Here is a 13,564-nt window from a genome sequence, read left to right on the forward strand (position 1 = left end):
GCCCTACGCGCAACATACCGCTGCGGCACCCCTTGACGCGACCTTCTCCCGAGGTTTAACTCACATCCTAAATTAAGCCGAGAGCCCGGTAGTGGCCTCATGCGGGACGCAGCTTCCTCACCTCTCTCGGCTTCCGCCATCCCCTGATAAGGACTCGTGGACCCATGCGCAGAATCAGAGCCGCGGCTGTCGGTGCCGTCACCCTCTCCCTCGTCCTCACGGCGGCTGCCTGCGGCGGATCCACGGGTGGATCGGGGTCCGACAAGCAGCCCAAGACCCTCACCTACTGGGCCTCCAACCAGGGCGCCAGCATCGAGGTCGACAAGAAGGTCCTGCAGCCCGAGCTCGACCGGTTCGAGAAGCAGACGGGCATCAAGGTGAAGCTGGAGGTCGTGCCCTGGGCGGACCTGCTCAACCGGATTCTCACCGCGGCCACCTCCGGCCAGGGCCCCGACGTCCTCAACATCGGCAACACCTGGAGCGCCTCGCTGCAGTCCACCGGCGCGCTGCTGCCGTGGGACACGAAGAACTTCGAGGCCATCGGCGGCAAGGACCGCTTCGTCGAATCGGCCCTCGGCTCCACCGGCGCCCAGACGCAGGACCCGGCCGCCGTCCCGCTCTACTCCATGGCGTACGCGCTCTACTACAACAAGAAGATGTTCAAGGACGCCGGCATCGAGAAGCCGCCGGCCACCTGGGACGAGCTGATCGCCACCGGCCGGAAGCTGACGAAGGACGGCAAGGCCGCCATCGGCGTCGAGGGCTCCAACCTCTCGAACAACATCCACCAGGTCTTCGTCCTCGGCAAGCAGCACGGAGCCGACTTCTTCACCTCCGACGGCAAGGCCGACTTCACCTCCGACAGCGCGGTGGCCGCCGTCAAGCAGTACGTCGACCTCATGGCCACCCACAAGATCGTCGCCCCCGGCAACGCCGAGTACGCCCAGAACCAGTCCCTCAGCGACTTCGCCAAGGACAAGACCGCGATGGTCCTCTGGCAGACCGCCTCTGCCACGTTCAAGGCGCAGGGCATGAACGACGACGAGTGGGGAGTGGCCCCCGCTCCGGTCCCGTCGGGCACGCCCGGTGCGGGCAAGCAGACCAACTCCATGGTCGCCGGCATCAACATGGCCGTCTTCAAGAACACCAGGAACCTCGACGGCGCCATGAAGTTCGTGAAGTTCATGACCAGCGACGAGGAGCAGAAGACCCTCAACAAGGCCTACGGCTCCATACCCCCCGTCAAGACCGCCCAGCAGGACCCCGCGTTCAACGACCCGGCCCTGGCCGTCCTCCGTGACACCCTCGCCGGCAGCGCCTCCGCCCTGCCGCAGGTCCCGGAGGAGTCGCAGTTCGAGACGGTCGTCGGCACCGCGGTCAAGGAACTGTTCGCCGACGCCGCCGCCGGCCGCGCGGTCACCACGGAGTCCGTGAAGGCCAAGCTCGAAAAGGCCCAGCAGCAGATGCCCAAGAAGTAGGCGGCCACCTCACCATGACCGAAACCGCCGTCGCTCACCCGACCGAGCCGGCGGTGCGCAAGGCCACACCCGGAGAGGCGCGCCCCCCGCGCCGCTCCGGGCGTCGCCGCATCGCACTGCCCTACCTGCTGCTCCTGCCCGCCCTGCTCCTCGAACTCCTCGTCCACCTCGTGCCCATGCTCATGGGCATCACCATGAGCTTCAGGGAACTGACCCAGTTCTACATCCGGAACTGGAGCGAGGCTCCCTGGTCGGGTCTGGACAACTACACCGTCGCGATCGACTTCGACGCCCCCGTCGGCCAGGCACTCCTCACATCCTTCCTGACCACGTGCCTGTTCACCGTGCTGTCCGTGGGGCTGTGCTGGCTCCTCGGCACGGCCGCCGCGGTCTTCCTCCAGGAGAACTTCCGTGGCCGCGGCTTCCTGCGCACCCTGTTCCTGGTCCCGTACGCGCTGCCCGTCTACGCCGCCGTCATCACGTGGGCCTTCATGTTCCAACGGGACAACGGCCTCATCAACCACGTCCTCCACGACCAGCTCGGCATCGGCGACACTCCCGCCTTCTGGCTCATCGGGGACAACAGCTTCTGGGCCCTGCTGATCGTCTCGGTGTGGAAGGGCTGGCCCTTCGCCTTCCTCACCGTCATGGCCGGCCTGCAGAACATCCCCCGGGACATGTACGAGGCGGCCGCCCTCGACGGGGCCGGCGTGTGGAAGCAGATCCGACACATCACCCTGCCGTCGCTGCGCTCCATCAACCAGGTTCTCGTGCTCGTCCTGTTCCTGTGGACCTTCAACGACTTCAACACGCCGTTCGTGCTCTTCGGCAAGGCGGCACCCGAGGCCGCCGACCTGATCTCGGTCCACATCTACCAGTCGTCCTTCCAGACGTGGAACTTCGGCACCGGCTCGGCGATGTCCGTGCTGCTGCTCCTCTTCCTCCTCGTCGTCACGGGCGTCTACCTCCTGCTCACCAGCCGCGGAAGGAAGGCCACCGATGCCTGAGCACGCACGCGGGCCCCGGACCGCCCGGTCCACGCTGACCGCCCCCCGGTCCCCGAAGGCCGCGCGCTCCCCGATGGCGGCGCCCCGCTCGTTCCTCTGGACGCGGCGGATCTTCCTCACCCTGCTCACCGCGTTCGTGGTGCTGCCGGTGTACGTGATGATCTCCAGCTCCCTCAAACCCCTCGAGGACGTGTCGGGGAAGTTCGAGTGGATCCCCTCCGGGCTCACGCTCCGCCCGTACGTCGACATCTGGGAGACCGTCCCGCTCGCCGACTACTTCGTGAACTCGATCGTCGTCGCGGGCGCGGCCACGGTGTTCTCGGTGATGGTCGCGATCTTCGCCGCGTACGCCGTCAGCCGTTACACCTTCCGCGGCAAGCGGGTCTTCACGGTGACGGTCCTCTCCACCCAGATGTTCCCCGGCATCCTCTTCCTGCTGCCGCTCTTCCTCATCTACGTCAACATCGGCAACGCCACCGGCATCGCCCTCTTCGGCTCCCGCGAAGGCCTGATCCTCACCTATCTGACCTTCTCGCTGCCGTTCTCCATCTGGATGCTGACCGGCTACTTCGACTCGATCCCGCGCGAGCTGGACGAGGCCGCCAAGGTCGACGGCTGCGGGCCGATCAGCGCGCTGTTCCGCGTCATCGTCCCGGCCGCGTCGCCCGGCATCATCGCCGTCGCCGTCTACGCCTTCATGACCGCCTGGGGCGAGGTCCTCTTCGCCTCCGTCATGACGAACGACACCACCCGCACCCTCGCCGTCGGCCTCCAGGGGTACGCCACCCAGAACGACGTCTACTGGAACCAGGTGATGGCCGCCTCCCTGGTGGTGAGCGTCCCCGTCGTCGTCGGCTTCCTGCTCCTCCAGCGCTACCTCGTCGCCGGCCTCACCGCGGGTGCGGTCAAGTGACGTCCCTCCGCACACCGATCACGAAGAGGTTCCCCGTGTCCGAATCCACCGACTCCGCCACCCCGCTCGACCTGGAGGCCTTCCCTCCGAACTTCACCTGGGGCACGGCGACCTCCGCCTACCAGATCGAGGGCGCCGTGGCCGAGGACGGCCGGGCCCCGTCCATCTGGGACACCTTCTCCCGCGTCCCCGGCGCCATCGACAACGGCGACCACGGCGACACCGCCTGCGACCACTACCACCGCTGGCCCGAGGACATCGCCCTGATGAAGGGCTTCGGCACCGACGCCTACCGGCTGTCCATCGCCTGGCCACGCGTCCTCCCCGGCGGCGACGGCCCCGTCAACGCCGCGGGGCTCGACTTCTACGACCGGCTGGTCGACGCTCTCCTCGACGCCGGGATCCACCCCTCCGTCACGCTTTACCACTGGGACCTCCCACAGGCCCTCCAGGACCGGGTCCAGGACAGCCACGGAGGCTGGACCGAGCGCGCCACCGCCGAACACCTCGCCGCGTACGCCTCCGTCGTCGCCGAACGCCTCGGCGACCGGGTCACCCAGTGGGCCACCCTCAACGAGCCGCTCTGCTCGGGCTGGATCGGCCATCTCGAAGGCCGGATGGCCCCCGGCCTGAGCGACCTCACGGCCGCCGTCCGCGCCTCGTACCACCTCCTCCTCGGCCACGGCCTCGCCACCCAGGCCATCCGTGCCGCCGCCCCCGGGGCCCAGATCGGCCTGGTCACCAACCACTCCACCGTCGAGGCGGCCTCCACCCGGCCCGAGGACATCGCGGCCGCCGCCCGCGCGGACGGTCACACCAACCGCTGGTGGCTCGACCCGGTCTACGGCCGCGGCTTCCCCACCGACATGCGCGAGCTGTACGGGGTGGAACTCCCCGAGAAGCCGGGCGACCTGGAGACCATCGCCGCACCGCTCGACTGGCACGGCCTCAACTACTACTTCCCGGTCACCGTCACCGACGACCCGTCGGGCCCGGTCCCGTACGCGCGCGAGGTGCGCCTCCCCGACGTGCCCCGCACCGGCATGGACTGGCAGATCGACGCGGGCGGCCTGGAGTCCTTCCTGCTGCGGCTCACCGAGGACTACGGCGTGCGGAAGCTCTACGTCACCGAGAACGGCTCCGCCTTCCCCGACACCGCCGGCCCCGACGGCGCCGTCCACGACCCGGAGCGCACCCACTACCTGGAGCAGCACCTCGCGGCCTGCGCCCGCGCCCTGCGCAAGGGCGCCCCGCTCGCCGGCTACTACGCCTGGTCCCTGCTCGACAACTTCGAGTGGGCCTACGGCTACGACAAGCGCTTCGGCCTCGTCCACGTCGACTACGCGACGCAGAGGCGGACCGTGAAGACGAGCGGACACCGGTACGCGGACATCATCCGCGCCCACCGGGAGACGACCGCCGGCTGACCCGAACGCGCCATGAGTCCCCGGAACCCGCCCCGGCAGCCCCGGGGCGGGTTCCGGGGACCGACGGCACGGCCCCGGCCCGCGGGGGAGTGGTCACGTGCACGGGCCGGACCCGCCGACGGGACCCCAGGCGCGCACCCGGCGGAGGCACCCGGCAGGGCCGGCCGTGCGCAGGTGCCGGAGGGTGGTGGCGCCTGCCTCGCGAGTCTGCCGCAGCGGTGCCGAGGCGGGAGCCAGACTGTTCGGAGTTCGTCGGTCCGAGGATGTCGAGAACGTGCCACCGGCTCCGTCCCAGGGACATCAGCGGCCACCACCGACCGCATCAGGAACAGGGAGAGACCGGCATGGCGATTCAGCGGATGGACAACGTCGGCATCGTCGTCGAGGACATGGAGGCCGCCATCGCGTTCTTCGTGGAACTCGGTATGGAGCTGGAGGGCAGGGCGGAGGTCCAGGGCCTCGTCGCCGACCGGTGCACCGGCCTCGACGGCGTCCACTGCGACATCGCGATGGTCCGGACCCCGGACGGTCACAGCCGGCTCGAGCTGGCGAAGTACCGCAGCCCCGCGGCGATCAGCGCCGGGCCGCGCAACCGGCCGCACAACGTTCTGGGCACCCACCGCGTCATGTTCGCCGTCGACGACCTCGAGGACACCGTCGCCCGCCTGCGTCCTCACGGCGCCGAGCTCGTGGGCGAGATCGCCCGGTTCGAGGACAGCTACCTGCTCTGCTACCTCCGCGGCCCGGAGGGCATCATCGTCGGACTCGCCGAGCAGCTGCGCTGAGACGGAGAAGGCGACGATCATCTCCATCCGGACGCGACCTTCGTACGCGGACCACCCCGGGAACGCCCGAGTGCGTGGTCTTCAGGTTCAGTTCGACCATGCCCTGGACGGCGGCTGACGGAGCGTCGGCCGCGATGCGGTGCGCTCAGTCCGTCAGGAAGGCGCCTGCGCGGCAAGCACGGCAGACGAAGACATAGCCGAGCTGGCCACCGAGGTTCATCGCGGTCCGCGCGGAGATCCCTTCCTCCAGATGGGCGGCGAATTCCGTCGTGCCGGCACAGGAGGGGCATGTGGGCACTCGGTCGTCCTCAAGGTAGGAAGGGCTGCCTCCGAGTGACCCGAGCACTTCGCGTTGCTTCCCGAATCGCTCTTCGGGCTCCCGCTTCCATCCCGAGCGGGCAAGGTCGTACGCGTCAGGCGCGAGGTCGTCGGGGTCGTCGTCCACGCCGGGGTCGTCGTCCACGCCGGGGTCGAGCGTCACGACGTGGGTTCGGATGGCTGAGGTGGCGGGCAACAGCGTCAGCCCCGTCTCGGGCACAGCTACCGGCCGCAGCTCCTCCCGGGGGAACAGGTACACCCGGTTCGCACCGGAAGTCGCGTCCCAGAACTCACATGCGCCGGGGTCGTTCTGGCACACGAACACCGACAGGACGCCGTACTCGACGGGGAGATGGGCGAAGAACTGCAGCGGCTCTCCGCAGCAGGAGCCGCACAGGGGCCAGGCGAATCCTGCTGGAGCCAGCGGCACACCCCCGGTACGAGGGACGTCGGAGTCGGCCGGTGCGGTGCCGTCGTAGATCATCAGTGTTGTCCGCATGGCGACAGGCTACGGCCGGCCTATGACAGGGGAGTCCGGGGGTATCCGAGGCGCCGGCGAGCTCAGCCGCCGTGGAGGCGCCATCGAGCCGGCGCAGGCGTCGCCGGCCGACGCGCTGACCCCCGCGGCGCCCTCGACGCGAGGCTTCACGGATCAGCCCTTCAACCGGCACTCTGCCAGCTCGTCGAGGCCCGCCGGAGGTGCGCCGCCCTCCCGGCTGATCGCGATCTCGATGCGGTCGATCACCGCCTTTCTCTTGTTGCCGAGCGGACCGAGGATGGCGTTGTCGACGAAGTTCGGACCGCCCTCACCCCGGGAACGGGCCAGCCGGTCATCGGCGGCGCCGATCTCCCGTGCGAGCGCCGCGAGTTCACGGTCGACCTGGCCTCGCGCGCCGACCGGGATCTCGCTCGGCAACCTGCTCGCCACGTCCGGGCAGTCGACGGCGGAAGCACCGCCCGCCCCGGTCTCACCCTGGGCCTCCTCCTGGTCTCCGCCCTCGGTCCCGCCCTCGGGTTCGCCCTGCTCGGCACCGCTTCCGAGCCCGCAGCGCGCGAACCTCTCCAGCCCCTCGGGCTTCTCGGCGACACGGCCGATGGCCGTCTCGATACGGTCCAGGGCAGCCGTTCGCTTGTCCTCCAGCGGTCCGAGGATCGCGTTCTGCACGAAGTTCGGGCCGCCCTCGCCCCGAGACCGCGCCAAGCGGGAGTTGGCCTCCGCGACCTGTTTGTCCAGCAGCTCCAGATTCCTCGTGACCTCGTCCCGCGCCGCGGGCGGTATCTCCGGCAGCCCTTCGACGGACGGGCAGACGATGCTCTGCGCGCCGGCGGCGCTGGTCTGTTCGCCGCTCTGCCCGGCGAAAGCGCCGGCCGCGGCGAGGGTGCCGGCGATCACTCCGGCGCCGACCACGCCCACTCCGGCGATGCGGAACGCGCGGTACTTTCCCTTGGCTCGTCTGCGTGTCATGACGTCCTCTGTCTCCTGCGGCGGCCGTCGGACCTCTCCTCGGAGATACCGCCGACCCCCGCTGCGGATGCCGGTGCCCCCGGCACCCCTGCCAACAGGTCTCCCAGGGATACGGACACGGAACGATGAACGTTCACTCTCGCCTTGCGACTTGACGGTCTTCTCGGCCCCGCCTTGGCAGGTTCCGCCTTCTTCGCGGGCGCGGTCTTCCTCCCCGCCTTCCTCTTCGCCGGAGCGGTCCCGGCCGCCGCCTTCCTCGGCATGCGCCTCGACGCGGTGGTCTCCTTCGCCGGGGCCGCGCTGCTCGCGGTCCGCTCCGTCCGTGGCCGCGGCACGGCCGGAGCATCTCGCGGGTCAGCAGCCGGGACGGCGACCTCCGCCGACTGGTCGGCTGCCGGTGAGGACGTCCTGACGCCTTCCGGTACCGGCAGGGACTCAAGGGCGCTGACCAGCCACTTCTCTTCCTGGCGGTGCTGGTTCAGGCGCGCGGTGGGGGTTGCCTGCTCGGCCTGGTCGGCTGCCGGATCTGCGGCGAGCCGCTCGGCGTCCACGGTCTGGACCGGGGGATGGACCGGCCCGTCGGCCACGACAGCCACGCTCCTTCGGAGGAGCGGTGTTGCCGCCGGATGCCCCTCGCCGCACCTGTGCGGGTGAGGCCGTGCCGGGATGCACCACCCTCGCCGGTACCGCCCCGCGGCAGGGTCCGGGCCCCCCGTGCGCCCGGCGGGAGAACCCTCGTGGTCCTGTGAGAGATTGACGGACCGTCCAGGCAGCCCATCGAACGGCATAGGCTCGCGGCCAGGAGGGGGCACGGACCCGACGGGGAGGACAGACACTGTGGAGAAGAACGACCACTGGTCCGAGGAGGCGAACTGCCGGACAGCCGACCCGGAAGACTTGTTCGGCCCGAGTTCGGACCAGAAGCGTGCCAAGAGCGTGTGCAACGACTGCGTCGCGCGTATCGACTGCCTGGCGGAAGCGTTGGACAACCGGATCGAGTTCGGCGTCTGGGGCGGCATGACCGAACGCGAACGCCGAGCGCTCCTTCGCCGCAGGCCCCATGTCGTCTCCTGGCGCCATGTCCTCAAGAAGGCCGGCCCCGTACTGGCCGCTGCCCACGAGGATGAACTGCGGGTGACCCGCGTACGCGCGTGACCGGCCTCGCCGGGGGACCGACTCACTCGCCCGCGATGCCCGGCATGTGTTCATCGCCCGAGACGCGTACGTTCCCGGTCCGCCCGACTCGACAGGACGGCGCGGGGTGGCGGTCCCACGCTCCCTTCGCACGTGCGCGGGACCGCCCCCTCACCTCGTCGAGATCCCTCTGCGCCGAACCGCGAGGAAGACCCGGCCTCTCTCTCAGGCGGTTCCCCAGCCGAGGTTCACGGATGTGCTCGGGCCGAGCCCTCCGCCCGACGTGCCGGGGTAGAGGTGGGCGCTGCCGTCGCTCCACACCGCGAGCACGTCGGGTCGGTTGTCGCCGGTGAGGTCACCGGCCCCGGTCATCGCGCTGACCCCGCCCCAGCCGGTGGAGAGCTGGACACGCGGCCCGAGCCCGCTCTGCGAACCGGGGTAGAGCCACAACACGCCCTGGCCGTCCACCGCGAGGACATCGGGCCGGGAGTCCCCGTCGAGGTCGCCCGCCCCGGTGTGGAGCCGCATGGTGTTCCAGCTCGTGCCGATCTTGGTACTGGTGCCGAGGCCCCCGCCGGATGTGCCGGGGTAGAGGTAGGCGTCACCGGTGTTCCACACGGCCATGAGGTCCGGCAGGCCGTCGCCGGTGAGGTCACCGACGCCGGACATGGACGAGACGACACCCCAACCGCCGGAGAGCTGGACCCGGGTGCCGAGCCCGCTCTGCATGCCGGGGTAGCGCCACAGATCCCCGTTGCCGTCGACGGCGAGGAAGTCCGGCCACGCGTCACCGTCCAGCCGTCCGACGCCCGTCAGCAGGCGTATCGAGTCCCAGCTCGCGCCGACGGACTTCCGGACTCCGACACCACTCGGAGCCCCGGGGTAGAGGACCAGATTGCCGTTGCCCGGGCCGCTGCCCGTCCCGGCGTTCGGCCGGACGGCGAGCAGGTCGGGCATACCGTCACCCGTCAGGTCACCCCAGGCGCCCGACAGGGACCGCACGGGCACGGCCGGCTTCGGCCACCCGATGCGGAAGACCGTGCGGTCGCCGGGCTTCTCGTTCAGGGTCCACATCTCGTCCGTAGCGGGCCAGTACATGACGTTCTCGCCGTAGACGCCCGTCCGGGTCCACAGGCGCACCGGCTCACCGGGCCACGCGTGGTAGAGGCAGGTCGGAATCTCCGTCTTCCCCTCGATGTACTCGGGGCAGGGCGCCGAGACGACGACCCGACCGCGGTTCATCGCGATTCCCTGAGCGCCACTGACGGTAGAGGTGTAGGCCGCCTCGGGCCGGGCGACGCCGTCCGTTCCCGTGGCCAGGAGGCCGGTCGTCGGGTCCAGCGTCCAGCGCACGATCGCACCGAAGGTGTTGAACGACTGCTGCTGACCGGCGGGCACCCCGGCGACCTCGGTGGTCACCAGCGCAGGACGGGCGCCGCTGTCGTCGAGCGAGATGCCCGCGAAGCACGGCGGCGGGTTGTGCGTCGCCCGAGTGCCGCAGCTCCTCGGGTCGTCCTGCGGCGTCTTGTCGGGGTTGTCGAACGTGTGCTGGTAGCGGTTCACCTGCGGCAGCGCGTACTTGTGCCAGGCCGCCCCGTACACACCGTTCGACGCGCCGACACTCCCGACGCTCTCGTCCATGAGCCAGATGCGGTTCAGGTCGAAGACGGCGAGCCCGGCGCCGGTGGAGACGTACAAGTAGTTGCGATACCAGGTCACGGAATCGGCGTGGCCGCGCAGCTGCTCGAAGCCCGTGGCGGTGGGGGTCACGAGCAGGGCGTGACGGTAGCTGACCTTCCCGGGGTCGGTCACGTCGGTGAACGTGACCCGCATCAACTGGTTGGGCTGACCGGGATACGACGGATGCGTCAGCCAGTTGGACCAACTGGCCACCACGACGCGGCGTCCGCTCACGATCTGCTGGTTGGCCGCGGACTCGCCCGATCCGGCGATGCCCTGCGGCACCCACTGCGTCCCCGTGTCGTCGCCGTAGGTGTCGTTCCAGCAGAACCCCTGAGCTCCGGACGCATGGGTCGGGTGGCAGAGTGGGCGGGCCGTCGCGTTCAGGTCGCCCAGCACGTTCGTGACGCTCCGCCTCGGGATGCCGCGCGCCTCGGCCTGGTCGGCGTAGGCCCCCAGTCTCGTCCGGTGGAGGTCCTGCACCGCGGTCGACTCCGTGGAGGCCAGGGTCCAGTGGGCCTCGGGTGCCTTCGTGGTGATGGTCGCGCCGACCACCGAGCCGTTCGGCACATCGGCGGCCTGGGCCGGCTGCGCAAGCAGCCCCACCGACAGCAGACCCGAGGCCACTGCCCCTGCCCACCGCCCACGCCGTCTCCCGTTCATCGGTCTCACTTCTGGATCCCCTCCCACGTCACAGAAACAACAGGCCACCCTATGAGCGGCATCTGAACCTTCGCGCGTCGGGTAGGCGCCGGCGCGGCGCACCACGCGGACGAGGTGCCCGAGCGGCCAGGCCGACCGAGAGGTGGGGGCGGACGGTCGGTGGGGAGCTGGAGCTTCTGGCCGGTCGGACCGGGGCCCCGGCGGGCACGCGGAGCAGAACACCACCCACCTGCGGCAGTTCCACCGGCCCAGCCGCTCCACCCCGGACGTCGGCGGCGGCTACCTCTGCCGCACGCAGGAAGGCGCCGAGGACGTCCGGATCGAAGCCGGCGACGTACTGCCCGAGGATCGGGTGTTCGTCGGCTGCACCCCGGGCTTCGTCGACGACGAGCGGATCCTCGTCGTGACGGCCGAGGAGCAGTGGGCGGAGGAGGTCACCCATCTCCTCCTCGACGCCCACACCCTCAGGCCCCTCGCCGCACTCGACTACCCGCGGCCGCCAGGGGTCGCCGCCGTGCCGCTCGGTGACGGGACGTGGCTCACCGTCGAGGAGGAGACGGTGCGGCGGTGGACGATCCCGTCCGATCCCGGGTGACGGTGGAACAACCCGGTCCCGGACGGCTGGGCGAAGACGTTGGCCTCCCCGACTCGTGAGCCGCTCAGTCGCGGGCTCGAACACCCCGGGCGAGGGTTGAGAGTTGACTGAGCGGTACAACCTTTTGATCGACTCCATGGTCATGGTTTGGGCTGATCCACTTCCCGGCTCTTGCCGGGCTGTACAAGGAGTCATGTGAGAACACTCAAGTCAGGCTTGGCCATGTTGGGGAGCCTGGTCTTCCTGCTCGTCGCCAGTGCCACCGTCGCACCGACCGCACGCGCCGCAGACGTTGTGGAGCCCGGCACGGCACCGCCCCTCCGGTTCTCCACCTACAACATATGTGGGAGCGCCTGCGTGGCGGCCGATGACGGCGGCCTTCGGGTGGACGAGGTCGTCGAGGAGACGGATTCGACATTGCCTGGATCGACGTCGCCCGGCTGGAAGGCGGACGTCGTATTCGTTCAGGAGATCTGCGAGTACCAGTACAACAGCATCATGGGGAAGCTGGCACCGCGGGGATATATCGGGAACTATGCGCAGACGAAGCCCAAGGGGGATGAGAAAGGTCTTTGCCTGGACAGATCGAGCTACGGGATGGCCGTATTCGTCAAGGGTGTCCTGGCCTCGAACGAGAACGGCTGGGACTCCGCCAACACGGATCTGGACCTGAATACCTATCAGGACCCGGTCGGCAGGACGGGTCGCCTGGAGACGGAAAACATCAAGAGTCCCTGCATCAAGGCATACGTGCAGCACCGGGCCTTGTGGGCCTGCTCGGTCCACCTCTATTGGGGCGATGAAGGCACGACCGCAGGGACCTACCGTGACGCCGAAGCCAAGAAGCTCGGTTCCACGGTCGACAACTGGCAGGCCGGTGGGGTTCCGGTCCTGCTGGGAGGAGACTTCAACACCCAGCCGTGGAACCCCGGAACGGACCCCTTCTACGAGCGGTTCCCGGTTTTCGACCAGGGGTCCTACGGGAGCATGACCGAGGTCGATGAAACCGATGCGCAATTCTTTCAGAGGGACGCATCCCAAACCACGAAGAAGTGTGTCGAGAACAACCTGACCCGCTGCCGCTCCGGTGAGACGACTCACTACGGGGAAACCGCGAGGAAGATCGACTACATCTTTGCCACATCTCGGTTCTTCAAGAACGTCAAGGGCGATGCGCTGCCTCGCGACGCACGCGTCTCCGACCATGCGAAACTGCGTGGCGCCGCCGGCTGGGCGGACTGCGTCCCCGCCTCACCTGCCGAACTCGCCACGGGAGCGGTCTTCCGCGTCGACGCCTCCGGTGCCCTGTTCCGCTACGCCGGCAAGACCGGCGGAGGACTCGAGGGCGCCTGCAAGGTCGGATTCGGCTGGCGGGACATGCGGTCCGTCTCCCGGCAGGGAAGCACCCTGGTCGCCGTGGACGAGGCCGGTGACCTGTGGAAGTACCCGGTCGATCCGGCGACCGGCTGGTACTCCGCCGGCACCCGCGTGAAGGTGGGAAGCGGGTTTCAGGACATCGAAGACGTGCTCACTCCCGGCGACACCGACGGCGACGGCCATCCCGACCTGCTCGTGCGGCGCAGCGAGGGCAACCTCTGGCGTCACTCCGGCACGGCCGCCGGTGGCTACGACCCCGCAGGGATCGCGGTCGCTCCTCCCGCCCCCGACAAGGCGTGGGGTGGCTACGACAAGCTGATGGCCGCCGGCGACTTTGCCCGCGACGGTGCGGGCGACCCCGTCCGCACCGACCTCATCGCCAGGGACGTCGCTGGAGACCTCTGGCTCCACAAGGGCGACGCCACCGGTGGCTACGCTCCGCAGGTGAAGATCGACAGCGGCTGGCAGACCTACACGGCTCTGGCCGCCCCCGGCGACCTCGACGGCGACACCTACCCCGATCTGGTCGCTCGCGACCATGTCGCCGGCACGGACTACGGCAACCTCTGGTTCTACAAGGGTGACGGCGCCGGCGGCTATGCCACGCGGACCCGGATCGGCAACGGCTACCCGGACGCCGACGTACGCCTCTTCTGAACAGGTGAGGCCGTCTCTCGCATCAGATCGGGGGACGGCCTCACCCCGTCACCAGCCCTGGGAGT

11 protein-coding genes are annotated in these 13,564 nt (G+C 69.5%); 8 read left to right on the forward strand and 3 right to left on the reverse strand.

Annotated elements, in window-relative coordinates; all coding sequences use genetic code 11:
• Positions 1–164: 164 nt before the first annotated feature.
• The 5 genes from ACGFZF_RS06290 (at position 165) to ACGFZF_RS06310 (ending at position 5,610) form a co-directional block, all read left to right on the forward strand.
• Complete coding sequence (locus tag ACGFZF_RS06290; protein WP_393551357.1) at positions 165–1,478, forward strand: extracellular solute-binding protein; 1,314 nt, start codon at positions 165–167, stop codon at positions 1,476–1,478.
• A 14-nt stretch (positions 1,479–1,492) separates the two neighbouring features.
• On the forward strand, positions 1,493–2,485 hold the full coding sequence (locus ACGFZF_RS06295; protein ID WP_393551358.1) for a carbohydrate ABC transporter permease: 993 nt from the start codon (positions 1,493–1,495) through the stop codon (positions 2,483–2,485).
• A gap of 73 nt (positions 2,486–2,558) precedes the next feature.
• Entirely contained in the window at positions 2,559–3,398 is an 840-nt protein-coding gene (locus tag ACGFZF_RS06300; protein WP_393551800.1) for a carbohydrate ABC transporter permease, read from the forward strand.
• 35 nt (positions 3,399–3,433) lie between these two features.
• Positions 3,434–4,825 carry a GH1 family beta-glucosidase gene (locus tag ACGFZF_RS06305; protein WP_393551359.1) on the forward strand — a complete coding sequence of 464 codons (1,392 nt, stop codon included), beginning with the start codon at positions 3,434–3,436 and terminating at the stop codon, positions 4,823–4,825.
• A 344-nt stretch (positions 4,826–5,169) separates the two neighbouring features.
• A complete protein-coding gene (locus tag ACGFZF_RS06310) occupies positions 5,170–5,610 on the forward strand; it encodes a VOC family protein (protein ID WP_393551360.1) in 441 nt (146 codons plus the stop codon).
• A 145-nt stretch (positions 5,611–5,755) separates the two neighbouring features.
• Here ACGFZF_RS06310 and ACGFZF_RS06315 read toward each other — a convergent pair whose 3' ends face one another.
• Both ACGFZF_RS06315 and ACGFZF_RS06320 read right to left on the reverse strand, forming a co-directional pair.
• Positions 5,756–6,412: a hypothetical protein gene (locus ACGFZF_RS06315; RefSeq protein ID WP_393551361.1), complete on the reverse strand. Its 657-nt coding sequence runs from the start codon at positions 6,410–6,412 to the stop codon at positions 5,756–5,758.
• A gap of 168 nt (positions 6,413–6,580) precedes the next feature.
• Positions 6,581–7,393, reverse strand: coding sequence for a hypothetical protein (locus ACGFZF_RS06320; protein ID WP_393551362.1), 813 nt, complete (start codon positions 7,391–7,393; stop codon positions 6,581–6,583).
• An 837-nt stretch (positions 7,394–8,230) separates the two neighbouring features.
• Between ACGFZF_RS06320 and ACGFZF_RS06325 the strand changes: the two genes are divergently transcribed.
• A complete protein-coding gene (locus ACGFZF_RS06325) occupies positions 8,231–8,548 on the forward strand; it encodes a WhiB family transcriptional regulator (RefSeq protein ID WP_393551363.1) in 318 nt (105 codons plus the stop codon).
• A 204-nt stretch (positions 8,549–8,752) separates the two neighbouring features.
• Here ACGFZF_RS06325 and ACGFZF_RS06330 read toward each other — a convergent pair whose 3' ends face one another.
• Positions 8,753–10,834, reverse strand: a complete 2,082-nt coding sequence (locus ACGFZF_RS06330; protein ID WP_393551365.1) for an FG-GAP repeat domain-containing protein — start codon at positions 10,832–10,834, stop codon at positions 8,753–8,755.
• A 178-nt stretch (positions 10,835–11,012) separates the two neighbouring features.
• Here ACGFZF_RS06330 and ACGFZF_RS06335 point away from each other — a divergent pair, with 178 nt between their 5' ends.
• Both ACGFZF_RS06335 and ACGFZF_RS06340 read left to right on the forward strand, forming a co-directional pair.
• Positions 11,013–11,465 (forward strand): hypothetical protein, encoded by a 453-nt coding sequence (locus tag ACGFZF_RS06335; RefSeq protein ID WP_393551367.1) that lies wholly within the window; start codon positions 11,013–11,015, stop codon positions 11,463–11,465.
• Positions 11,466–11,660: 195 nt separating this feature from the next.
• Positions 11,661–13,499 carry an endonuclease/exonuclease/phosphatase family protein gene (locus ACGFZF_RS06340; RefSeq protein ID WP_393551369.1) on the forward strand — a complete coding sequence of 613 codons (1,839 nt, stop codon included), beginning with the start codon at positions 11,661–11,663 and terminating at the stop codon, positions 13,497–13,499.
• Positions 13,500–13,564: the final 65 nt, after the last annotated feature.

The organism is Streptomyces sp. NPDC048338 (genome assembly GCF_043201055.1).
Lineage (GTDB): Bacteria > Actinomycetota > Actinomycetes > Streptomycetales > Streptomycetaceae > Streptomyces.

Bases quoted from the DNA above. Each gene is read 5' to 3' on its own strand.
- ACGFZF_RS06290 (WP_393551357.1), top strand. From the start codon at position 165: ATGCGCAGAATCAGAGCCGCGGCTGTCGGTGCCGTCACCCTCTCCCTC.
- ACGFZF_RS06295 (WP_393551358.1), top strand. From the start codon at position 1,493: ATGACCGAAACCGCCGTCGCTCACCCGACCGAGCCGGCGGTGCGCAAG.
- ACGFZF_RS06300 (WP_393551800.1), top strand. From the start codon at position 2,559: ATGGCGGCGCCCCGCTCGTTCCTCTGGACGCGGCGGATCTTCCTCACC.
- ACGFZF_RS06310 (WP_393551360.1), top strand. From the start codon at position 5,170: ATGGCGATTCAGCGGATGGACAACGTCGGCATCGTCGTCGAGGACATG.
- ACGFZF_RS06315 (WP_393551361.1), bottom strand. From the start codon at position 6,412: ATGATCTACGACGGCACCGCACCGGCCGACTCCGACGTCCCTCGTACC.
- ACGFZF_RS06320 (WP_393551362.1), bottom strand. From the start codon at position 7,393: ATGACACGCAGACGAGCCAAGGGAAAGTACCGCGCGTTCCGCATCGCC.